Annotated in this window: 15 protein-coding genes and 1 riboswitch; of the genes, 6 read left to right on the top strand and 9 right to left on the bottom strand. The window is 72.4% G+C overall.

What is annotated here, in order from left to right:
• Positions 1-15: 15 nt before the first annotated feature.
• Positions 16-846 (top strand): hypothetical protein, encoded by an 831-nt coding sequence (locus ACH4U7_RS03110; RefSeq protein ID WP_398526278.1) that lies wholly within the window; start codon positions 16-18, stop codon positions 844-846.
• Positions 847-856: 10 nt separating this feature from the next.
• Here ACH4U7_RS03110 and ACH4U7_RS03105 read toward each other — a convergent pair whose 3' ends face one another.
• The 4 genes from ACH4U7_RS03105 to ACH4U7_RS03090 form a co-directional block, all read right to left on the bottom strand.
• Entirely contained in the window at positions 857-1,891 is a 1,035-nt protein-coding gene (locus tag ACH4U7_RS03105; protein ID WP_398526277.1) for an NAD-dependent epimerase/dehydratase family protein, read from the bottom strand.
• A 34-nt stretch (positions 1,892-1,925) separates the two neighbouring features.
• Complete coding sequence (locus tag ACH4U7_RS03100) at positions 1,926-3,764, bottom strand: transketolase (protein ID WP_398526276.1); 1,839 nt, start codon at positions 3,762-3,764, stop codon at positions 1,926-1,928.
• 33 nt (positions 3,765-3,797) lie between these two features.
• Positions 3,798-5,123: an NAD(P)/FAD-dependent oxidoreductase gene (locus ACH4U7_RS03095; RefSeq protein ID WP_398526275.1), complete on the bottom strand. Its 1,326-nt coding sequence runs from the start codon at positions 5,121-5,123 to the stop codon at positions 3,798-3,800.
• 308 nt (positions 5,124-5,431) lie between these two features.
• On the bottom strand, positions 5,432-6,682 hold the full coding sequence (locus ACH4U7_RS03090) for an FAD-dependent monooxygenase (RefSeq protein ID WP_398526274.1): 1,251 nt from the start codon (positions 6,680-6,682) through the stop codon (positions 5,432-5,434).
• A 317-nt stretch (positions 6,683-6,999) separates the two neighbouring features.
• Between ACH4U7_RS03090 and ACH4U7_RS03085 the strand changes: the two genes are divergently transcribed.
• On the top strand, positions 7,000-7,572 hold the full coding sequence (locus ACH4U7_RS03085) for an ABC transporter substrate-binding protein (protein WP_398526273.1): 573 nt from the start codon (positions 7,000-7,002) through the stop codon (positions 7,570-7,572).
• A 49-nt stretch (positions 7,573-7,621) separates the two neighbouring features.
• Here the strand turns inward: ACH4U7_RS03085 and ACH4U7_RS03080 are convergent, their stop codons facing one another.
• The gene (locus ACH4U7_RS03080; RefSeq protein ID WP_398526272.1) at positions 7,622-8,488 is read right to left on the bottom strand and encodes an Fpg/Nei family DNA glycosylase; all 867 of its coding nucleotides are present in this window, start codon (positions 8,486-8,488) and stop codon (positions 7,622-7,624) included.
• Between the two features lie 183 nt (positions 8,489-8,671).
• Between ACH4U7_RS03080 and ACH4U7_RS03075 the strand changes: the two genes are divergently transcribed.
• From ACH4U7_RS03075 to ACH4U7_RS03065, 3 genes are all read left to right on the top strand, one after another.
• Positions 8,672-10,042: a hypothetical protein gene (locus ACH4U7_RS03075; RefSeq protein ID WP_398526271.1), complete on the top strand. Its 1,371-nt coding sequence runs from the start codon at positions 8,672-8,674 to the stop codon at positions 10,040-10,042.
• Positions 10,043-10,171: 129 nt separating this feature from the next.
• Positions 10,172-11,218, top strand: a complete 1,047-nt coding sequence (locus tag ACH4U7_RS03070) for a LacI family DNA-binding transcriptional regulator (RefSeq protein WP_398526270.1) — start codon at positions 10,172-10,174, stop codon at positions 11,216-11,218.
• A 165-nt stretch (positions 11,219-11,383) separates the two neighbouring features.
• Positions 11,384-12,829, top strand: a complete 1,446-nt coding sequence (locus ACH4U7_RS03065) for a lipase maturation factor family protein (protein WP_398526269.1) — start codon at positions 11,384-11,386, stop codon at positions 12,827-12,829.
• A 19-nt stretch (positions 12,830-12,848) separates the two neighbouring features.
• Here ACH4U7_RS03065 and ACH4U7_RS03060 read toward each other — a convergent pair whose 3' ends face one another.
• Together ACH4U7_RS03060 and ACH4U7_RS03055 are read right to left on the bottom strand one after the other, a co-directional pair.
• Positions 12,849-14,699, bottom strand: coding sequence for a BTAD domain-containing putative transcriptional regulator (locus ACH4U7_RS03060; RefSeq protein ID WP_398526268.1), 1,851 nt, complete (start codon positions 14,697-14,699; stop codon positions 12,849-12,851).
• A 239-nt stretch (positions 14,700-14,938) separates the two neighbouring features.
• Complete coding sequence (locus ACH4U7_RS03055; RefSeq protein WP_398526267.1) at positions 14,939-15,952, bottom strand: cation diffusion facilitator family transporter; 1,014 nt, start codon at positions 15,950-15,952, stop codon at positions 14,939-14,941.
• 276 nt (positions 15,953-16,228) lie between these two features.
• Here ACH4U7_RS03055 and ACH4U7_RS03050 point away from each other — a divergent pair, with 276 nt between their 5' ends.
• Entirely contained in the window at positions 16,229-16,480 is a 252-nt protein-coding gene (locus ACH4U7_RS03050) for a hypothetical protein (protein ID WP_398526266.1), read from the top strand.
• Between the two features lie 55 nt (positions 16,481-16,535).
• Here the strand turns inward: ACH4U7_RS03050 and ACH4U7_RS03045 are convergent, their stop codons facing one another.
• Positions 16,536-16,964, bottom strand: coding sequence for an NUDIX domain-containing protein (locus ACH4U7_RS03045; RefSeq protein WP_398526265.1), 429 nt, complete (start codon positions 16,962-16,964; stop codon positions 16,536-16,538).
• Positions 16,961-20,608 (bottom strand): cobaltochelatase subunit CobN, encoded by a 3,648-nt coding sequence (cobN, locus tag ACH4U7_RS03040; RefSeq protein ID WP_398526264.1) that lies wholly within the window; start codon positions 20,606-20,608, stop codon positions 16,961-16,963. Before cobN ends, ACH4U7_RS03045 begins: the two co-directional genes overlap by 4 nt.
• Before the next feature lie 33 nt (positions 20,609-20,641).
• Positions 20,642-20,805, bottom strand: a riboswitch (cobalamin riboswitch).
• Positions 20,806-21,109 lie beyond the last annotated feature (304 nt).

Below are 21,109 nucleotides of genomic sequence, written 5' to 3'. Positions count from 1 at the left end.
CCTCGTGACGAAAACGTGCGAGACGCGCTCAGCGAAGCCGAGGGCTGGGATGCTTACGCCGCGGAGTTGCGCGGAGTGCTCGGGGCCGTGATCGAGGCGAGCGGCGCCGACACGCTCGAGGTCAGCGAGTTGTTCGTCGGCCAGCCGCTGCCCGACGAGCTCTCCGCGCTCCGCAACGGGCTGGAGATCAGCCCGCGGGAGGCTGTGGAACTTGCCGTGGGCATGGCGGCCGGTCACGGTCCCTACTGCCGGCTGACCAGCACGGATCAGCTGCGCATCGAATCGGGATGGAATGGTTTCGTACATCTCCTTATGACGCCGGAAATGGCCGGCCGGATGGCGGGCCTGCACGGCGGCGAAGCGAGTCTCGAATGGCGCACCGCGGCATCGGAACCCGCGGATGAATCACGGATCGTCGGCAGGCCGGCCGATGCGGAATTCTGGGCGGCCGTACGAACCGCTGCCGCGGAGCTGACCCTGCTGTGCGAGCGCTGGGCCCATGGAGCGTACGGCTACCGATGGTTCCGGGTGACCTCGGAAAACTCCGCCGAGGTGGCCGAAGCCGTCCGCCCTCGCTCACTGCTGTCCGTCGTGTCCGACCCCGAATTGCGGCTCGACGCGGATCTGCTGGACGACGACTTCACTGCCTTCAAGGCTCCATTGACGCCCGGAGAGTTGACCTACCGTTCCTATCCGGGTGGCGCGGATTCTCTCTCCGAAATCACCGACGAGGGCTTCACGTTCATGCTCAAGGATTCCGCCATGGAGAACTGGCGCGCCGTCGTGCCGGACTCCGACGGAGTGGTCAGAGCGCGATGGGAGGATTTCAGGGAAGAGGACGGGTAGCCGTACCCCCTCAACCGCTCGGGGCCGCGTGTCCCGCCAGCGGTGCCGTCTCCATGCCGGTGTCGTGCCGCAGACCGTGCAGGAACTCCTCGATCGTCTCCGCGGAGGTGCGCCGCGGCTGCCACCCCAGTTCATCGCGGGCGCGGCCGGCGTCCATCAGCGGCAGCCGCAGCGCGGCGTCGAACAGCTGGGGGGAGGCGGGGACCAGGCGAAGGTGCCAGGCGGCGGCCAGTGCCGAACGGGCGGCGATGCGCGGCGTCCGGACCACCCTGGCACCCAGCATCTCGGCGAGCACGCGCGCGTCGAGCGGGGGTTCGGCGGCCAGGTTGAAGGCGCCGCGCACATCCCGGCCGATCGCGAGCCGATAGGCCTCGGCCGCGTCGTCGGTGTGCAGGGCCTGCAGCAGCAGTCCGTGGATGTCGGGCACCACCGGCAGCAGGGCGGGGCGCACCAGTCGGCGGGGCAGGAACGGTCCCAGGAACAGGCGGCGCTGCTCGGCCGCGGACTGCTCCTTGAAAAGGAAGGCGGGGCGCATCCGCACCACCCTCACTTGCGGATGCTCGCCCTCGTAGGCGTCCAGCACCCGTTCCAGGTATGCCTTTTCGCGGCAGTACGCGGCCTCGGGCCAGCCGTGGGTGGGCCAGGACTCGTCCACCCGGCGGTCCTGGGGGCCGGGCGAGTACGCCCCCACCGAGGACGCGTACACCAGCACCGGCACCTCCGCGGCCGCGACGGCCTCGAAGAGGCGGATACTGCCGAGGACGTTGGTCCGCCAGGTGGTCACCGGGGCGTGGCTGGGCTGGATGAGCCAGGCCAGATGGATCACGGCGTCGGCGCCTTCGAGGGGCCGGACCAGGTCGTCCGCCTCCTCCGCGATATCGGCCCGGATCCAGGTCACCTTCGGCGGCGTCCAGGCGGGGATACGGCGGGCAACCCCCACGACGGAGGCGACGTCCGGGTCCTCGCCGAGCGCCCGGAGGACGCTGGTGCCGGTGTTGCCGGTGGCGCCGAACACCACCACACGCTTTCCGCGGTCGTTGCTCATGATCCGCTCCTCGTACAGTCACAGCGGTTGTACGTCAGTTCGCCGCGCCGACCAGTTGGCGGGCGGCGGCGGCGATCGCCTCCGCGTCGATCCCGGCCGCGGCCAGTTGCTGCGCCGGGGTGGCGGAGGTCGGCATGTCGCGCACGGCGAGCCGGGCCGTGGGGGGCATCGGGTAGCCGTCGCAGAAGGCCTCCAGCACCGCGTCACCCAGCCCGCCCTCGGGGTGGTGGTCCTCGACGGTGACCAGGCCCCCCGTCAGGTCGGCGGCGGCCCTCAGGGTTTGGGCGTCCGCCGGCTTGACCGTGTACAGGTCGATGACGCGGGCGTGAATGCCCTCCTGGGCGAGCCGGTCGGCGGCGGCGATCGCCTCGTGCAGGGTCACTCCGGCCGCGACGATGGTCACGTGGTCGTCGTCCGTGGCGCGCACCAGCTTGCTGCCGCCGATCGGGAAGCTTTCGGAGGGCGGGTAGATGACCGGGGTCTTGCCGCGCGTGGTGCGCAGATAGCGGATGCCCGACTCCTCGGCCATCTCGGCGGTGAGCCGGGCGGTCTGGTTGGCGTCGCACGGGTACAGCACCGTGCTGCCGTGCACCGCGCGGAAGGCCGCCAGGTCCTCGAGTCCCATCTGCGAGGGGCCGTCCTCGCCGATGGCCACCCCGGCGTGCGACCCGACCAGGTTGAGGTCGGCCCGGCTGATGGAGGCCATCCGTATGAAGTCATAGGCGCGGGTGAAAAAGGCCGCGAAGGTGGACGCGTACGGGGTCCAGCCGCGTGCCTGGATCCCGACGGCGGCGGCCACCAGTTGCTGTTCGGCGATGTAGCACTCGAAGAACCGCTCGGGGTGCTCCTTGGCGAAGAGCTCGGTGCGCGTGGAGTCGCCCACTTCGCCGTCGAGCACGACCACATCGCCGCGGGCCGTGCCGAGCGCGGCCAGCGCCTGCCCGAACGCGTCCCGTGTCGCGACCTCTTCGCCCGGGTCGAAACGCGGCAGCGTCAGGGGACCTTCGCGAAACGGCTGCGCGACGCCGACCGCGGGCGGCCCGAGGACCGGTACGGCCATCTCCCGTACGCCGCCGAGTTCGGCGACCGCTTCCTCGGGGTCCGGCAGCGGCTTGCCGTGCAGGCCCTCGCGGTTCTCCACGGCGGCCACGCCCCGGCCCTTCACGGTACGGGCGATGATCGCCGTGGGCCGGCCGACCGTGGAGGCCGCGTCGCCGTAGGCGCGGTCGATCGCGGCGACGTCATGGCCGTCGATCTCGATGGTGTGCCAGCCGAAGGCGTGCAGACGGCGCGCATACGCGCCCAGATCCCATTCGTGGCGGGTGGGCCCGCGCTGGCCCAGCCGGTTCACGTCGATGATGGCGGTGAGGTTGTCCAGGTGCTCGTACCAGCCGTGCTCGACGGCCTCCCACACCGAACCCTCGGCCAGTTCGCTGTCCCCGCACAGCACCCAGACGCGGCTGTTCACCTTGTCCAGGCGCTTGCGGGCGAGCGCCAGGCCGACGCCGATGGGCAGCCCCTGTCCCAGCGAACCGGTGGCCACATCCACCCACGGCAGCCGCGGTGTGGGGTGTCCCTCCACCCGGCTGCCGAGCTTGCGGAAGGTGAGAAGTTCCTCGTCGCTGATCGCCCCGGCCGCCTTGAACAGGGAGTACAGCAGCGGGGACGCATGCCCCTTGGAGAAGACCAGGTGGTCGTTGCCGGGGTGGCGGGGCTGTTCGAAATCGTAATGCAGATGGTTCGCCAACAGGACGGCCATCAGGTCCGCGGCCGACATCGACGAGGTGGGATGGCCGGATCCGGCCGCCGCCGCGGCCCGTACCGAGTCCACTCGGAGCTGCTGCCCGAGCTCGCTGAGCAGATGGTCTTGCATATCGCTCCTTCGTGGTCTCTGGTCCCTGGCCCATCAGCGGCCGTCCGGGGCCGTATGGGGCATCCGGACCCGCCCGGGCGCCTCGGTGTCCAGCGGGACCGCCCAGGAGCGCACCATGCCCAGCTGTACGCCCTGCGGCGGCAGCACCATGTCGATCAGCCAGTCGGTGGCGACCCGGACGCGGTTGCCGGGCATCGCCATCAGGTGGTAGCCGCGGGTGACCAGGTTGGCCACCGGTCCGGACAGCGGCACATGCAGCGGATTGGCGGCTCCCTGCACCCCGCCGAGGTCGACGGTGAAGCCGAGGTCGTGGTGTTTGTACGGGCGCCGCGTGCCGTACCCCAGCGTGGCCGCCACATTGCGGCCCGCCACCTTGCCCTGCCGCTGCGCATGCTGCGCGGTCATCGGCGTGAACTGGCCCGGCCGGGTCAAATCGGGCACCGCCGCCGCGTCCCCGCAGGCCAGCACCTCGGGGTGACCCGGCACGGCGAGATACGGGTCGACGCACAGCCGCCCCCGCTCCGTCGGCAGACCGAGGTCGTCCACGAGCGGGTCCGGACGGACGCCCACACACCAGATCAGCGACCGGGTCGCGATGAACTCACCGGTGTCGAGCAACACGCCATCCTTGGTGGCCTCTTTGACCGAGGTGCCCGTACGGATGTCCACGCCACGCTTGGTCAGCACCCGGTCCGCGGTGTCGGACAGCCTCCGGTCGAGCTCGGGCAGCACCCGGTCCGCGATGTCGATCAGCAGCCAGCGCGGCGGCGGGGCGCCGCGCAGCGCGCCGTTATGGCGAGCGAGGGCGTCGGTGAGCAGCACGCCGTGTGCGGCCACCTCGGTGCCGGTGTACCCCGCGCCGACCACCACGAAGGTGCGGCGGGCGGCCTGCTCCGCGGGGTCGTCGGCCGCCCCGGCCAGCTCCATCTGGCGGATCATGTGGTCGCGCAGATACAGCGCCTCGGGCATGCCCCGGAAGCCGTGCGCATGCTCGGCCACGCCGGGGATCGGCAGCAACTTGTTGACGCTGCCGACGGACAGCACGAGCCGGTCGTAGTCCATCCGGCCACGCCGGCCCTCGGGGTCCGTCCAGTTGATCCGGCGGGCGTCGAGATCGACCGACTCGATCTCGCCGAGCACCAGGCGGACCCCCGGCAGGGTCTGAGTGAGGGAGATCGAGACCCGGCGGGGTTCCAGGAGGGCGGCCGCCACTTGCGGCAGCAGCGGCAGATACAGAAAGTAGTCGTTGGGGTTGACCAGGACGATCTCCGCCTCGTCCCGCAAGGTGCGGGAGAGCGTACGGGCCGCCTGGTAGCCGGCGAATCCGGCGCCGACGATCACGATGCGGACTCGGTTCACGCGGGGCTCCCGGGCGTGCGGATCTCACGGAACGCTTCGAGTGCCCCCCGGTCGCCCAGGCCAAACGCGCCCCTTTTTTGGCTCGGTTCTCCCCCAGCTACCGCTGGGAGGTGCCCCCGAGGGGCGCTGAAGCCCCTGTCGACGGTCGACCGTGCTCGGCCCTTCGTACCTCAGGGCCTCCGCGCGCTCTCCCTTTCGACAGCGACCGCGCCCCTTCGGCTCGCCCTCAGCTACCGCTGGGAGGTGCCCCCGGCCGACCGGACCCCAGGGGGCCTGAGGCCGAGCCGGCGTGCCGCGTCCGCGGCTCGTTATCGACGGGCCCGTGCCACCTCCCCGGTGACGCGCTCGTCCCAGTCGATGCGGTAACCGGTCAGCCAGTCCGCGCCGCCGTCGGCGTCCGCCCGCTCGAGTTTCCGCGGGAGTATCGCGTCCCGCAGGGCCCGGCCCACCGGCCCGGGCACGGTGCGGCGGACCAGGCCCGCGCTCGTCGCGACCACCCGCTCCACCCGCTCGCGGCGCAGCCGCTCGTACGCGGCGAACGCCGACCGGGGCGTGCGCAGGTCGCGCAGGCACTTGGCGAGCACCACGCCGTCCTCGATGGCCAGGGACGCACCCTGGGCGGCGTTCGGCGCACAGGCATGCACCGCGTCCCCCACCAGGACCATCGCCTCGTCGGACCAGGTGGGCGTCGAGGCGATGTCGTAGGCGTTGGTGGCGACGATGGACTCGCCGCTCGCGCGGATGATCTCGGCCGCCGGGGTGTTGTCGTCCGCGAACAGACCGGCCAGTTGCTCCCGCCACTGCTCCGGGGTGATCGCCGCGAGCTCGTCCTTGGACAGCTCGGCGCCCGGGGTGTTGGCGAACCACCAGACCTCGCCGTCGGGGGCCGTGGTGCAGCCGAAGAACGCGCGCTTGCCGTAGATCATGGCGTAGCTGTCGGGGTCCGGGGGCGACGCGGCGTCGCGAGTGTAGCCGCACACCGTGTGCTGGCCGGTGAAGCGTGGCCGGGGCGCCGCGGCTTCGATGGTCCTGCGGATGAGGGAGTGGATTCCGTCGGCGCCGATGAGCAGGTCCCCCTGGGCCCGCCCGCCGTCCGCGAAGGAGGCCACCACGCGTCCGTCGGGGCCGGTCTGGGCCGCCAGGAGGCGCTTGCCGTGCTCGACGCGCACACCGCGGCGCGCCGCCTCCTCGCGCAACACCCGTGCCAGGGTGGCACGTTTGATCGTACGGGCGCTCAGCGCGCCCTCCTCGGAGCCGGCCATGGGTCGCCCGCCGAGCCGTTTGCCGGTGTTGCTGATGAAGTCGGCGCGGCCTGCCGGGAAGGAGTTGTCCAGCACCGGCTGGTGTGCGCCGATGGTGCGCAACGCCTCCATGCCGTTGGCGGAGATGAGCAGAAACGCACCCGCTTCGGTGGCGGCTGCGTCGGCTGTGCCGTCTGTGCCTGCCGTGCCGTCTGGGGGATATGCCTCGTACACGGCCGCGTTGATTCCGGCCTTGCGCAGGGCGATCGCGGTCACGGTTCCGGCGATTCCGCCACCGATGATCAGGGCATTGGTCATGGTGCTCCGTGGAGTGGAGTGGAGTGGGGGGACAGTGGGTGGTGCGGGTACTTCTCGGCACAGCGCTATCAGGGTCGGCCAATGCCGTCCAGTCCCCGGCGGATATGACGCCGGGTCTGGTGTGGAACGGCGGCATTTTAAGGTGTCATTGACGGTCGTGTGTGGGGGGAGGGTGCAACTGTGCGATGTCACGGGGTGCTTCGGGGCAGTGTGGCCGCCTTGTCGGTCGGCCTGCTTCTGGCCGGCTGTTCGTCGGGGTCCGGCGGGACGGGCCCCAAGCGCCCGGGTACGCCTTCGGACTTGGGGGCGCCGCGTCGGTGAACGACGCGCCGCGGGCGAGCCCGACCCCGTCCGGCCCCGACTTCACGGTGCGCCCCGACCGGGTGCCCGACACCTCCGCGCGGGCGCTGCGGCTTGCCCGCCAGGTGATCGCCGGGCCGCAGGACTCGGGGCCGACTTCGTACGGCAGCACCCTTTCGAGAACGACCCGCGCGCCTGGGCGGTGCTGGACGGGGCGTGTGCATGGCGAGGCCGCGAACGGCTGGCTGCTCAGCTCGGCCTTCAGCGACACGACGGCCCTGCCCGCGGCGCGGTCCTTCGCTGCCGCCTACCGGAAGCGGTACGGGTCCGCGCCCGGGCGCTACGCCGCCGAGGCGTACGACGTCGTCGGGCTCATCGCCCAGGCGCTGCGCGAGTTGGGTCCACAGGGCGTCGACCGGGAGTCCATGGCGCGCAGGCTGCGCGCGGTCCGGTACCGGGGGATCACCAAGACGTACGCCTTCGAGCGGGGAAACGGCTCCCTGACGCCGGGCACCGCGCTGTTCCTCAACCGGGTCGAGAAGGGGCAGTTCCGTTTCCTGGGCGACTACGAGAGTGCGACGCGTGCCTGAGGCGGCCCCGGCGAGCGTACGACGCGCGCCTGAAGGGCCCCGGCCGGCGCTACTTCAGCAGCCGGGACAGCCGCCGGTCGGCGAGCGGCTTCCCACCGGTCTGGCAGGTCGGGCAGTACTGCAGGGAGGAGTCCGCGAAGGACACCTCGCGGACCATGTCGCCGCACACCGGACAGGGCTGGCCGGTGCGGCCGTGCACCCGCATACCGCTGCGCTTCTCCGCCTTCAAGTCGCGCGCCGCCAGCCCCAGAGAGCGCCCGACGGCGTCGCGCAGCGTGGTGCCCATCGCCTCGTACAGCCGGGCGATCTCCTCCTCCGTCAGGTCGCCTGCCAGCCGGTAGGGCGACATCCGGGCAGCGTGCAGGATCTCGTCCGAATAGGCGTTGCCGATCCCGGCGATGACGCTCTGGTCGCGCAGCACGCCCTTGATCCGGTGGCGCACTCCGCGCAGCAACTCGGCGAACTCCTCGATGGTGAAGGACTCCGCGAGCGGGTCCGGCCCCAGCCGGGCGATGCCCGGCACCTCCTGGGGGTCGCGCACACAGTAGACGGACAGCGCCTTGCGGGTGCCCGCCTCGGTGAGGTCGAAGCCGGCGCCCTCCGGGCCGGCCAGGCGCAGCCGCAGCGCCAGCGGGCCCTTGCCAGGGCGGGGCGGGTCCTCCGGGAGGCCGTCCCGCCAGCGCAGCCAGCCCGCCCTGGCGAGGTGGAGGACCAGATGCGGGCCGTCGGTGGCCAGGTCGAGGAACTTGCCGTGGCGGCGCACCGCGGTGACGGTGCGCCCTTCGAGATCGGTCAGCGGCGGATCGTACGTCTTGAGGACGCTGACCGCGGCGGGGTGGACACGGGCGACCTCCCGGCCGACGGCGCGCTCGGCCAGGATCTGCGCCAGGGCCTCCACCTCGGGCAATTCCGGCATATGACCAGTGTGCCCCAGCGGCCGGGACCCGGCTGGTCACCCCTCCAGCGGCGCTGAGCTGCGGGTCCGATGCCCCGCCCCTACGCTGACCCAAGAGCCGGACCTGCGCCGCGCACCGGCTCGGCACGCCCGCGCCGCCCCGCAGTACCGCGTCTCTCCCCGTTCCGCACGGAGGCTTCCCCCATGGTCGACACCGCACAGCACGAGCGGCCCACGCTGCGTCACGCTGCGTCATTTCTCTGTTACGAACGGTACGAGGGCGGCAGCCTGGAGGCGGAGCGGCGGGTCCTGGACAAGCTGGCGCACGAGCTGGTGGGCGTGCGGGGGGCGTACCGGCCCGGCGGCAGCCCCGCGCGTCTGCTGCGTACCTTCCAGGCCAGGCCGGCACTCGGCGTGGACAACGCCCGGCTGCGCTTCCACGACGACCTGCCGGAGGTGCTGCGGGTCGGCTACGCGCAGCCGGGCGCCGAGTATTCGGCCGCGGTGCGGCTGTCCGACGCGCGCGGCGCCGAGCGGCCGCACGCCGCGCCCGGTCTGCGGCGGATGGCCGTACGGGTGCGGGCCGGGGCCGAGGGGACACACGACCTGCTGGCCACCGGTTTCCCGGTGTCGCACGCCGCCGACGCGCGCGAATACGTCGCCTTCGCCAAGGCCATGGCGGGCGCGGGCAGCGCCGCCGAGCAGGCCTTCGGGCTGCTGGTGAAGCTGCCGCTGGCCGTCGGCTGGTCCACCGCTGCCCGGATGCGCCGCAATGTGCACACCGCCGCCCGGCACGCCGTCGGCTCGCTGGCCCGCGAGACCTTCTGGAGCAGCGGGGCGATCCTGTGGGGCGACGCGGGGCCGGTCCGCTACCAGCTGCGCCCCGCTCCCGGCGGCACCCCGGCCCCGCCGCCCGACCGGGGCGATCCCGACTATCTCCACCGGGAGCTGACACAGCGCCTGTTCACCGGCGACATCAGCTTCGAGCTGTGTGTGCAGCGGTATCTGGACGAGCGCCGCACCCCGGTGGAGGACGGCTCGGTGGAGTGGCGGGAGAGCGACGCGCCCGTCATCCCGGTGGCCCTGCTGACCGTGCCGCGACAGGACCTGGACGCGGCCGCGGCCCGCTCGGCGGCGCGCCGGGTGGAGCGGCTGGCCTTCGACCCCTGGCACACCACGGAGGAGTTCCGCCCGCTGGGCAACCTCAACCGCGCCCGCAAGGCCGCATACGAGGCGAGCGGCGCCCAGCGGCTGGGGCTGCGGCTGACCCCCACCGGACTGCTCGCCCCCGCCGGACCGCCGACCCCCGTCACACCGCGCCCTGTCGCCGTCCTGCAGGCCCCGCTACGCGCGGCCTTCGGCCTGGTGGGCCGGTATGTGCCCTGGCACCGGCTGCCCCTTCCGGCCGGGCTGCGGGGCCTGGTGGCGCCGGGCTCGTCGCTGCCCCGCGCCGGCGATCTGCTCAAACCGCCGATGGGCGCGCTCGGCCAGGTACTCGGCCGCGGGCCCTTCTCCGCTCCATCGGCTTCCGCTTCGTCGGCATCCGCTTCGTCGGCGTACCGGCGGAGTGGGTGAGGAGCCGCGAGCGGCGCGGCCGGTGGCCGTTCGCGGCCAGGGCACCGGAAAATCGACCTTGACCGGTTTACCGACGCGGTAGGGTGTGGCGTTCGTCGCGAGCGGCAGCCGAGCAGCGGGAGTCGGTGCATGGACAGCGAGGTCACGGCAGGGCCGGCGCGGCGCGTCACCATCAAGGACGTCGCCGCGCGGGCCGGGGTCTCCAAGGGCGCGGTGTCGCTGGCCTTCAACGACCGCCCGGGCGTCTCCCAGGCCACCCGGGCTCGAATCTTCGAGGCCGCCCGGGAGCTGGGGTGGGCGCCGCATCTGTCCGCCCGGTCGCTGTCCAACGCACGGGTGGACGCCGTGGGCCTGGCCATCGCCCGGCCGGCCCGGATGCTGGGGCTCGAGCCGTGGTTCATGGAGTTCGTCTCGGGCATCGAGAGCGTGCTCGTCGAGCGGTCCTGCTCGCTGCTGCTGCGGCTGGTGCGGGATGTGCGCGAGGAGATCGAGGTCCAGGAGGCGTGGTGGCGGGGGCGGCAGGTCGGCGGGTCGATTCTCGTCGACCTCCACGACGGGGATCCGCGCGTCCCCGAGCTGCACCGGCTCGGGGTGCCCGCCGTGGCCGCCGGGCACCCCTCTCTGGCCGGCGGATTCACCTGCGTATGGACCGACGACGGCACGGCCGTCACCGAGGCGGTTCGCTATCTGGCGGCGCTGGGCCACCGGCGGATCGCCCGGGTGAGCGGCCCCGCCACGCTGGGGCACAGCGTGATCCGTACCGCTGCCTTCGAAGCGGCCGTACGGGAGCTGGGCCTGGCCGACGGGCGCACGGTCGCCACCGACTTCTCGGGGGAGGAAGGGGCGCGCGCCACGCGGGCGCTGCTGGCCTCGGCGGACCGGCCGACGGCCGTCATCTACGACAACGACATCATGGCGGTGGCCGGCCTGTCGGTGACCGCCGAGATGGGGCTTTCGGTGCCCGCCGACGTCTCGCTGCTGGCCTGGGACGACTCCCAGCTGTGCCAGCTCACCCACCCCACGCTGTCGGCGATGAGCCATGACGTCTTCGGCTTCGGTGCCGAGGTCGCCCGCCGCCTGTTCGATGTGCTCGGCCAGGCGGCGCCCAGCGCCCACCAGGCGCCCACCCCGGCCCTCACCCCGCGCGGCAGCACCGCCCCGCCACGACGGCCCTGAACCGGTTAAGCGAGGACCGGCGGGCGCACCGCGCCGACCGGATGAACTCGGCCCGCCCCGGGGCCCGCCGGACAGCGCGCGTCCGGCGGTAGGTGGTACGGATAGCCGGGTGCCCGGCGGCGAGGGCGAACCGAGCCGGGAAACAGGCCCAGGGAGCGGTTCCGCATGGACTGGTTCACCTCATCCGACTACTGGCTGACCCGGCTGGTCTTCCAACAGGGGCTGGCGGCCCTGTATGTGATCGCCTTTATGGTCGCGGCGAACCAGGGGCGGGCCCTGATCGGCGAGCGCGGCCTGACGCCGGTGCCGCGGTTCACCGCGCACATGCCGTTCCGGCGCTCCCCCAGCCTGTTCCACCTCCACTTCTCGGACCGCTTCTTCACCGGCTGCGCCTGGCTGGGGGCCGCGCTCGCCGCCGCGGTGGTGGCGGGGGCCGCGGACCGGGTGCCGCTGTGGGTCGCGATGCTGATGTGGCTGGTGCTGTGGCTGCTGTATCTGTCGATCGTCAACGTCGGACAGGTGTGGTACGGGTTCGGCTGGGAGTCACTGCTCCTGGAGACCGGCTTTCTCGCCGTCTTCCTCGGCAACGCCCGCACCGCGCCGCCGGTCCTGGTGCTGTGGCTGCTGCGCTGGCTGCTGTTCCGGGTCGAGTTCGGCGCCGGGCTGATCAAGATCCGGGGGGACCGCTGCTGGCGGCAGCTGACCTGTCTGTACTACCACCACGAGACACAGCCGATGCCGGGCCCGCTGAGCTGGTTCTTCCACCGGCTGCCGGGGCCCCTGCACCGGGTCGAGGTCGCGGCCAACCACGTCGCCCAGTTGGCCGTGCCCTTCGCGCTGTTCGCGCCGCAGCCGGTGGCGAGCGTGGCCGGGGGCGTGATCGTGGTCACCCAGCTGTGGCTGGTCGCGTCCGGCAACTTCTCGTGGCTGAACTGGGTGACCATCCTGCTGGCCCTCGCCGCGGTCGACGGGCGGCGCGCGGCCCAGGCGCTGGGGCTCCCCGAGCCGCCGCCGCTCGCCGGCCCCCCGGTGTGGTACGAGGCCCTGGTGCTGGCCGCCACCGTGCTGGTGGTGGTGCTCAGCTACTGGCCGGCCCGGAACCTGGTGTCGGGCAGTCAGCTGATGAACTACTCGTTCAACCCGCTGCACCTGGTCAACACCTACGGCGCCTTCGGCAGCGTCAACCGCGCCCGGTTCGAGGTGGTGATCCAGGGCACCGACGAGCCGGTGCCCACGCCGGACGCGGTGTGGAAGGAGTACGAGTTCCGGGGCAAGCCGGGCGATGTGCGCCGGATGCCGCGCCAGTTCGCCCCGTACCATCTGCGGCTCGACTGGATGATGTGGTTCGCCGGGATCTCACCGGCCTACGCCCGGTCCTGGTTCGGCCCGCTGGTCACCAAGCTGCTGGAGGGCGACCGTGCCACACTGAAGCTGCTACGGGTGTGCCCCTTCCCCGGCGCGCCGCCCACCCACATCCGCGCCCGGCTGTTTCTGTACCGCTTCACGACCTGGGATGAGTTGCGGGCGACCGGCGCGTGGTGGCACCGCACACTCATCCGCGAATTCCTGCCCCCGGTCGCCCTCGACCGCCCGGACCGGCGAGACCGATAGCCAGGGGGGTGCCCGCGGCTCAGAAGCCCATGAAGTGGCGCACCGACGGCGCCGTACGCGCCACCGCCACCTTCTCCAGCGCGTATTCGCGGACCGGTTCCCGGAAGCGGTAGTGCCGCCCGCCCGCCGCCCGCTCCTCCGAGACCTCCACCAGTGAGGCGTCGACCAGCCGCATCAGCACCACATCGGCCGTGGTGGTGTCCGTGCCCAGCGCCCGGGCGCCCTGCCCGGCGGTGAACAGCCGCTGCGGTATCAGGGCCAGCCGCAGAAAGGCTTCCTGGGTGTTTTCGTCGAGCTTGCGGAAGCAGCTGTCCAGCCGGTCGTACAGGTCGAGCCCCAGCGCCGACAGTTCGGAGAGCCGGTGCCGCCCCTTGGCGGATCGTATCTTCGCCAGTACGCAGGAGATACCGACCGGCCGCAAGGCCATCAGCCGCTCGCCGAGGAAGGTGATGGCCAGGGGCAGCCCGTCCGCCAGCCGCACCACGTCGGCGACGGCCTCGGGCTCGGCGTCCGTCCGCTCCCGTCCGATCAGCCGGGTGAGCAGCTGCCCGCCCTCCGCGGTGGACAGGCAGCCGAGCGCCACGGTCCGCGCCCCGCGCAGCCCGTACAGCAGGGAGCGGGCGGTGATCAGCACGGCGCAGCCGGTGCCGCCCGGGAGCAGCGGTTCGACCTGCCGCGGCGAGTCGGCGTCGTCCAGCACCAGCAGCACCCGGCGGTCGGAGCTCCAGGTGCGGAACAACGCCGTCCGCCCGCCCAGTGTGGTGGGGATGTCGCGCGGCGCCACGCCGATCCCCCGCAGGATGTGCTCCATCGCCTCCGCCGCGGTCGCCGGGGTGGGCTGCGATCCGCCCAGAGGTACGTACAGCTGCCCGTCGGGGTAGCGGGCGCGGACCGCATGGGCGAGGTGGATGGCGGTGGCCGTCTTGCCGACACCCGGCATACCGACCAGCGACACCACGGGCAGGCCCGTGGTGTCGCCGTGGGCCGCGAGCAGGCCGGCGATCTCGTCGAGCACGGCCTGCCGCCCGGTGAAGTCGACGGTGTCCCGGGGAAGTTGGGCGGGCGGGGCCGGGGGCTGTACGCGGCGGGGCGGCGGGGGCGGGGCGGTCGGCGGGTCGAGCGACGGGTCCCCGGCGAGCATGGAGCGCTGCAGCCGCTGGAGTTCGGCGCCCGGCTCCAGGCCCAGCTCGTCGACCAGATGGCGGCGCAGATCGTGGAAGACCTTCAGCGCCTCGCCGCGCCGCCCGGAACGGTAGAGCGCGAGCATCAGCTTGGCGTGGATGCCTTCGTGCAGGGGCCTGGCCGCGGCCAGCGCCTTGAGCTCACCGTTCAGCTCATGGTGCCGGCCGAGCTGGAAATCGGCTTCGACTCGCATCTCCAGGGCGCGCAGCCGGCGCTCCTCCAGCGCGGTGGCATGCGCTTCGAGCAGTTCCCCGCAGTCCACATTGGCCAGGGCGCTGCCCTGCCACATCCCCAGGGCTCGGTTCAGTACTCCCCTGGCATGTCCCGGGTCCCCGGCGGCAAGCACCTCCCTGCCTTCTTCGACCAGGACCCGAAAGGAATTGAGGTCGATCGCGCTTTCCGGCACGCGGGCTGCATAGCCGCCCGGCCGGGTCTGGAGTAACAGCTCTCCGCCGCAGCCCGGACGGGCCAGGTTGCGGCGGAGTTCATAGACATAGGTGTGTACGGCGCGAATGGCCTTGTCCGGGGGACTGCTTCCCCACAGTTCGTCGATGAGGGCCTTGGTGGGCACGACCTCGTTGTGCCGCAGTATCAGCAGGGCCAGGGTCCGGCGGAGCTTGGGGGCGCTCGGCGTACGGACGCGGGAGTCGTCCAGGACTTCGAAACTTCCCAGAACCTGAAACCTCATTCGCGAACCCCCCGGTTCATTGGCGACAAGGCCCTGCCCGTTCCCCCGTATTCAGTTCGTAGCCGAGGATACCTCCGACCCACATGATCACTGGATTCGGGGCCTATTTCGGCTCATTCGCACCTGTGCCTGTTGATACGCGATTCAATTGATGAGCCCGTACGCGCCCAGAAATCGCGGATCAGTTCGGCGCATATCTTTCCGAACCGGGGTGGCGGATTACCCGCACCGCGAATGTGTCAATGGCCGTGCGGCGCCGAGCGGTGCACCGGCCCATGGGCGGCGAGGCAGTGCTCGTCGCGCGCGTCGCCCTCGATCGCCGGGCCGTCTGCGTCGTTCGGCGGCCGACGGTCGCCGAGGTGGTCGACCTGGAGGGTGGTGTGGGTGATTCCGTAGTGTTCGCCCAGCATCCGCTCCAGATCCTCGCGAACGGCGTGGCAGTCGCCGTCCGGGGCCGCGACCAGCACATGGGCGGAGAGCGAGACCTCCCCCGAGGTGATCTGCCAGACATGCAGATCGTGCACTTCGGCCACGGCCGCGTGGGACACCAGCCGGTCGCCGATCTCGTCGGGCTCGACCCCGCTCGGCGCGGCCTCCAGCAGCACCCGGCCGGAGGCCCGGACGAGCCCCACGCCGGCCTTGACCATGAGCGCGACCACGACGAGCGAGGCGATCGCGTCCGCACGCGCGAAACCGGTGGTCAGAACGACGACACCGGAGATGGCGGTGCCGATGAAGGCGAAGAGGTCGTTGAGGATGTGCTGATAGGCGCCTTCGACGTTGAGCGAGCTGCGATTGGCCTTGGACATGCACCAGGCCGCCGCGATATTGACGGCCACTCCGGCGAGTCCGGTGGCCAGGACCAGAGCGCCGTTCACATCGGGCGGGTCGATCAGACGCTCCACCGACTCATAGCCCAGCCACACCGCGAGGAGCAGCAGCGAGAGCCCATTGGCCTGGGCCGAGAGAATTTCGGCGCGTTTGAGACCGTAGGTGTAGCCGCCGCGTGAGGGGCGGGCCGCGAGCCGGATCGCGAACAGCGCGAGAACGATGGACGCGGCGTCGGTGAGCATATGGGCGGCGTCGGAGATCAGCGCCAGCGAGCGCGCGACCACCCCGATGACGCCCTCGATCACGATGAAGCCGCTGATCAGCGAGAGCGCGGCCAGCAGCCAGCGACGGTCGGCGTTCTCCGCCACCCCATGGCTGTGCCCGGCGTGGCCCTCCCCGTGTCCGTGCGTATGGGTGCCCACCCGCGCCTCCTCGAATCAACCATCGGAACAGCGCAATTGAACAGCACATCGGAAAATAATCCAAAGGCTGCAATGGACACGGTTATCAAGTGCCGCAATCACGTGGCACGGGCGGCGATACCGGCGGCGACGCGGTATGCCTTTCTGAATTCGGCAACGCTTTTCATTGTCGGGCACGGTCGGTGATATGTGCGAGACCGCCCCGGTCCGGGTGAGCTCCGCGGGGAGCCGGTGACCGCGCCGGGCGCGGCGCGTTGGCCTGACATGACGACGACGATGCGACGCCGTTCTCTCTCGCAGCCGAGCAGAGCGCTGGACCGGAGCACCGCGGGCGGCGAAACGCTCCATCAGAGCACCTGTGTGCCCATCTACGCCGCCCTGGTCGAGCGCTGGGCCTCCGCGGGCCGGGCCGTGCCGGGGCGCTACGACCGGGAGTGGGCCGAGCTGGTGAACTGTCCGCCCTGGCCCGAGCGCGTCCGCTCGGCCTCCCGGCCCGCGGCTTCCCCGGCGCCCCTCAAGCACTCCTGATATCCGGCGCCGGGTGATATCCGGCGCCGGACGGGCCCGGTCGGGGCGGGCCGCGTCACGCGCGGCGGACGCGGCCCTCGGCGACCAGCCGGTGCAGCACCTGGCGCAGCGCGGGGGCGCAGCGGCCGGCCCCGTCCGCCGTGAGCCAGGCCAGCTCGGCGATTTCCCGGCCCGGGGCCGGCTCGCCCTGCGCCGCGCCCGTATAGCAGGTCATCCGCAGCCGTCGGCCGCCCTGGCCGTGTGCCTCGTCCTCGATGACGAAGGGCTCACCTGCGGCCAGGGCCGCGGGCGCGGCGGTCAGGCCGAGTTCCTCCGCGAGTTCCCGGGCCAGAGCCTGCGGCCCGTCCTCCCCCGGTTCGAGCTTGCCTCCGGGCAGATAGAACGCGTCGCGCCCGCGGGTGCGCACCGCCAGCAGTTGCCCGTCGCGTACGCAGACCCAGCCCACCGACTCCAGCGGCGCTGCCCCACTCCCCGAGTCGGTCATTCGGCCTCGTCCTCCCCGCCCGCCGCGCCCTCCAGGCCTCCTTCGGTCTCCAGGTACAGCTCCCGCACCGCCGCCAGGACCTCGGGGTCCGGGTGCTCCCACAGGCCGCGGCTCTCCGCCTCCAGCAGCCGCTCGGCCATGCCGTGCAGCGCCCAGGGGTTGGCCTCTTGGAGGAAGGAGCGGTTCTCGGGGTCGAGGAGATAGCTCTGGGCCAGCTTGTCGTACATCCAGTCTGCTACCACGCCCGTGGTGGCGTCGTAGCCGAAGAGGTAGTCGACGGTCGCGGCGAGTTCGAAGGCGCCCTTGTAGCCGTGGCGGCGCATCGCCTCGATCCAGCGCGGGTTGACCACGCGCGCGCGGAAGACCCGGGAGGTCTCCTCGTGCAGGGTGCGGGTGCGGACCGTCTCGGGGCGGGTGGAGTCGCCGATGTACGCGGCCGGGGCGGTGCCCTTGAGGGCGCGCACGGTGGCGACCATGCCTCCGTGGTACTGGAAGTAGTCGTCCGAGTCGGCGATGTCGTGTTCGCGGGTGTCGGTGTTCTTGGCCGCGACCGCGATCCGGCGGTAGGCGCTCTCCATCTCCGCGCGGGCCGGCCGGCCTTCCAGGCCGCGGCCGTACGCGTAGCCGCCCCAGACCGTGTAGACCTCGGCCAGGTCGGCGTCGGTGCGCCAGTCGCGGCTGTCGATGAGCTGGAGCAGACCCGCGCCGTAGGTGCCGGGGCGGGAGCCGAAGATACGGGTGGTGGCGCGGCGTTCGTCGCCGTGCTCGGCGAGGTCGGCCTGGGCGTGGGCGCGGATGTAGTTGTCGCCCTCGGGCTCGTCGAGGGAGGCGGCGAGGCGTACGGCGTCGTCGAGCAGCGCCACGACATGCGGGAAAGCATCGCGGAAGAAGCCGCTGATGCGCAGGGTGACATCGACCCTGGGGCGACCCAACTGGTCGAAGGGGACGGGTTCCAGTCCCGTGACGCGCCGCGAGGCGTCGTCCCACACCGGGCGGACGCCGAGCAGTGCGAGCGCTTCGGCCACGTCGTCGCCCGAGGTGCGCATCGCGCTGGTGCCCCACAGCGACAGGCCGACGGAGCGCGGCCAGGCACCGTCGTTGTCGCGGCGGTAGCGCTCCAGCAGCGAGTCGGCGAGCGCCTGGCCGGTCTCCCAGGCCAGCCGGCTGGGCACGGCCTTGGGGTCGACGGAGTAGAAGTTACGGCCGGTCGGCAGGACGTTGACCAGGCCGCGCAGCGGTGAACCGGAGGGGCCCGCGGGCACGAAGCCGCCGCCCAGGGCGTGCACGGCGTGATCGATCTCGTCAGTGGTGGCGGCCAGCCGCGGCACGACCTCGCGGGCGGCGAAGTCGAGGATCGCGGTCACCGCGTCGTGCTGCTCCTCGGGCAGCCCCAGGCACGCCTTCTCGACGGCCTCCGGGGCCCAGTCGGCGCCCTCCATCGCCTGGACGAGGGCGCGGGCGCGGTCCTCCGCCTCGTCCGCGCCGGTGCGGGTGGCGGCCGACTCGTCGAGGCCGAGTGCCTCGCGCAGCCCGGGGAGCGCCGTGGTCCCGCCCCAGATCTGCCGGGCGCGCAGAATGGCCAGGACGAGGTTGACCCGCTCGGGGCCGGAGGGGGCGGTGCCGAGGACATGCAGGCCGTCACGGATCTGGGCGTCCTTGACCTCGCACAGCCAGCCGTCCACGTGCAGCAGGAAGTCGTCGAAGCCGTCGTCGTCCGGCCGGTCCTCCAGGCCGAGGTCGTGGTCGAGCCTGGCGGCCTGGATGAGGGTCCAGATCTGGGCGCGGATGGCGGGGAGTTTGGCCGGGTCCATCGCCGAGATGGCGGCGTACTCGTCCAGCAGCTGCTCCAGGCGCGCGATGTCGCCGTAGGAGTCGGCGCGGGCCATGGGCGGCACGAGGTGGTCGACGAGGGTGGCGTGGGCGCGGCGCTTGGCCTGTGTGCCCTCCCCCGGGTCGTTGACCAGGAACGGGTAGATCAGCGGCAGATCGCCCAGCGCGGCGTCGGGGCCACAGGCCGCGGACAGGCCCGCGTTCTTGCCGGGCAGCCACTCCAGATTGCCGTGCTTGCCCAGGTGCACCATGGCGTCGGCGCCGAAGCCGCCGTCGGCCTGGGGGGTCGCGATCCAGCGGTAGGCGGCCAGATAGTGATGGGAGGGCGGCAGATCGGGGTCGTGGTAGATGGCGATCGGGTTCTCGCCGAAGCCGCGCGGTGGCTGGATGACGACCAGCAGATTGCCCCGGCGCAGCGCGGCCAGCACGATCTCGCCCTCGGGGTCGCGGCTGGTGTCGACGAACATCTCGCCCGGCGGTGGCCCCCAGTGCCCCTCCACCGCCTCGCGCAGCTCCTGCGGCAGCCGGGCGTACCAGCGGCGGTAGTCGGCGGCGGGGATCCGGACCGGATTGCGGGCCAGCTGCTCCTCGGTGAGCCAGTCCTGGTCGTGGCCGCCCGCCTCGATGAGGGCCCGGATCAGCTCGTCACCGTCGCCGGAGGCGAGACCGGGCAACGCCTCGGGTCCCTCCACCGGGCCGAGGTCGAAGCCGTCCGCGCGCAGCCGGCGCAGCAGGGCGACGGCGCTGGCGGGCGTGTCCAGGCCGACGGCGTTGCCGATGCGGGAGTGCTTGGTGGGGTAGGCGGACAGCACGAGCGCGAGGCGCTTGTCGGCCGCCGGTATGTGGCGCAGCCGGGCGTGTCGTACGGCGATTCCCGCGACACGCGCGGCGCGCTCGGGGTCGGCGACATAGACGGGCAGGCCGTCCTCGTCGGTCTCCTTGAAGGAGAACGGCACCGTGATCAGCCGTCCGTCGAACTCCGGGACGGCGACCTGGGTCGCCGCGTCCAGAGGCGAAAGACCCTCGTCATTCGCCTCCCACGCGGCGCGCGGGCCGGTCAGGCACAGCGCCTGGAGCACCGGGACGTCCAGCCCGGCCAGCGCGCCCGCGTCCCACGCCTCGTCATCGCCGCCGGCCGATGCCTCGGCGGGCCGGGTACCGCCCGCGGCGAGCACGGTGGTCACCACCGCGTCAGCCTCGGCGAGGGCTTCCAGCAACTCGGGCTCGGGTGCGCGCAGCGAGGCGACGTACAGCGGCAGCGCGCGGCCCCCGGTGTCCTCGACGGCCTGGCACAGCGCCTCGACGAAGGCGGTGTTGCCGCTCATGTGGTGGGCGCGGTAGTAGAGCACGGCGATCCGCGGGCCGGTGACGTCCTCGCGCGCGGTGCGCTCCAGCGGGCCCCACGAGGGCGCGGGTGCGGGCGGCTCGAAGCCGTGGCCTGTCAGCAGGACGGTGTCGGACAGGAAGCGGGCCAGCTGGCCGAGGTTGCCGGGCCCGCCGTGCGCGAGATAGGCGTGGGCCTCGGCGGCGATCCCGACCGGGACCGTGGACGCCTCCATGAGCTGGGCGTCCGGGGCCTGTTCGCCGGTCAGGACCACGACCGGGCGGTCCCCGGCGAGCAGCGCGTCGAGCCCTTCCTGCCAGGCGCGCACCCCGCCGAGCAGCCGTACGACGACGAGTTCGACGCCGTCGAGGAGCGCGGGCAGCTCGTCCAGGGGGAGCCGGGCCGGGTTGGCGAGCCGATAGGGCACCGGAGTCTGTGCCGCGCGGGCACTGAGCAGGTCGGTGTCGGACGTCGACAGCAGCAGGATCATGCGACGGCAGGCCTTCCTCGGGGTCCGCGCCCCGGGCGGGTTGAAGACGGCGGGAGTTCCTGGCTCGCGCGGCCGTCGCAATACCGGCTGCCGCGCTCACAGTGGCGGGACCGCGCCGGATTTCCACCGGCTTCCTACCCTTTTTGCCGTCTTTTGTTGTGGCGGGCCGGGACCGACCCGCCGTGAGCATAGTAAAACCGTCCGGCAGTAGGGAACGCGGGGGAAGGAGGGGTACCTCCCAGGCCCGCAGGGCCTGCGGGGAGGGTCGAGGGCCGAGTCCGGGTGTGCCGCGTGAGGAGAGCGCGGCGGCTCCCCCAGCTACCGCTGGGAGGTACCCCCTGCGTGCGACGAGCGCGGTGCGGCTGGGGGCGCCTGCCAGCGGTAGCTGGGGGAGAGAGCCATCGGCACGCGACGCCGCGGGCCCTGCTGTTGGACGGTCCGAGCGCTTCTGACCTGCCGCGGGGCGGTGAGCCGAACGCAATCGTCGGTATGCTCGCCGCC

The organism is Streptomyces sp. NPDC020845, assembly GCF_044334165.1.
Classification (GTDB): domain Bacteria; phylum Actinomycetota; class Actinomycetes; order Streptomycetales; family Streptomycetaceae; genus Streptomyces.
This window is presented reverse-complemented; position numbering and strand designations above follow the sequence as displayed.

Coding starts and splice junctions, on each gene's coding strand:
- ACH4U7_RS03050 (WP_398526266.1), top strand. CDS start 16,229: ATGCGACGCCGTTCTCTCTCGCAGCCGAGCAGAGCGCTGGACCGGAGC.
- ACH4U7_RS03065 (WP_398526269.1), top strand. CDS start 11,384: ATGGACTGGTTCACCTCATCCGACTACTGGCTGACCCGGCTGGTCTTC.
- ACH4U7_RS03105 (WP_398526277.1), bottom strand. CDS start 1,891: ATGAGCAACGACCGCGGAAAGCGTGTGGTGGTGTTCGGCGCCACCGGC.
- ACH4U7_RS03060 (WP_398526268.1), bottom strand. CDS start 14,699: ATGAGGTTTCAGGTTCTGGGAAGTTTCGAAGTCCTGGACGACTCCCGC.
- ACH4U7_RS03045 (WP_398526265.1), bottom strand. CDS start 16,964: ATGACCGACTCGGGGAGTGGGGCAGCGCCGCTGGAGTCGGTGGGCTGG.
- ACH4U7_RS03075 (WP_398526271.1), top strand. CDS start 8,672: ATGGTCGACACCGCACAGCACGAGCGGCCCACGCTGCGTCACGCTGCG.
- ACH4U7_RS03080 (WP_398526272.1), bottom strand. CDS start 8,488: ATGCCGGAATTGCCCGAGGTGGAGGCCCTGGCGCAGATCCTGGCCGAG.
- ACH4U7_RS03070 (WP_398526270.1), top strand. CDS start 10,172: ATGGACAGCGAGGTCACGGCAGGGCCGGCGCGGCGCGTCACCATCAAG.
- ACH4U7_RS03100 (WP_398526276.1), bottom strand. CDS start 3,764: ATGCAAGACCATCTGCTCAGCGAGCTCGGGCAGCAGCTCCGAGTGGAC.
- cobN (WP_398526264.1), bottom strand. CDS start 20,608: ATGATCCTGCTGCTGTCGACGTCCGACACCGACCTGCTCAGTGCCCGC.
- ACH4U7_RS03090 (WP_398526274.1), bottom strand. CDS start 6,682: ATGACCAATGCCCTGATCATCGGTGGCGGAATCGCCGGAACCGTGACC.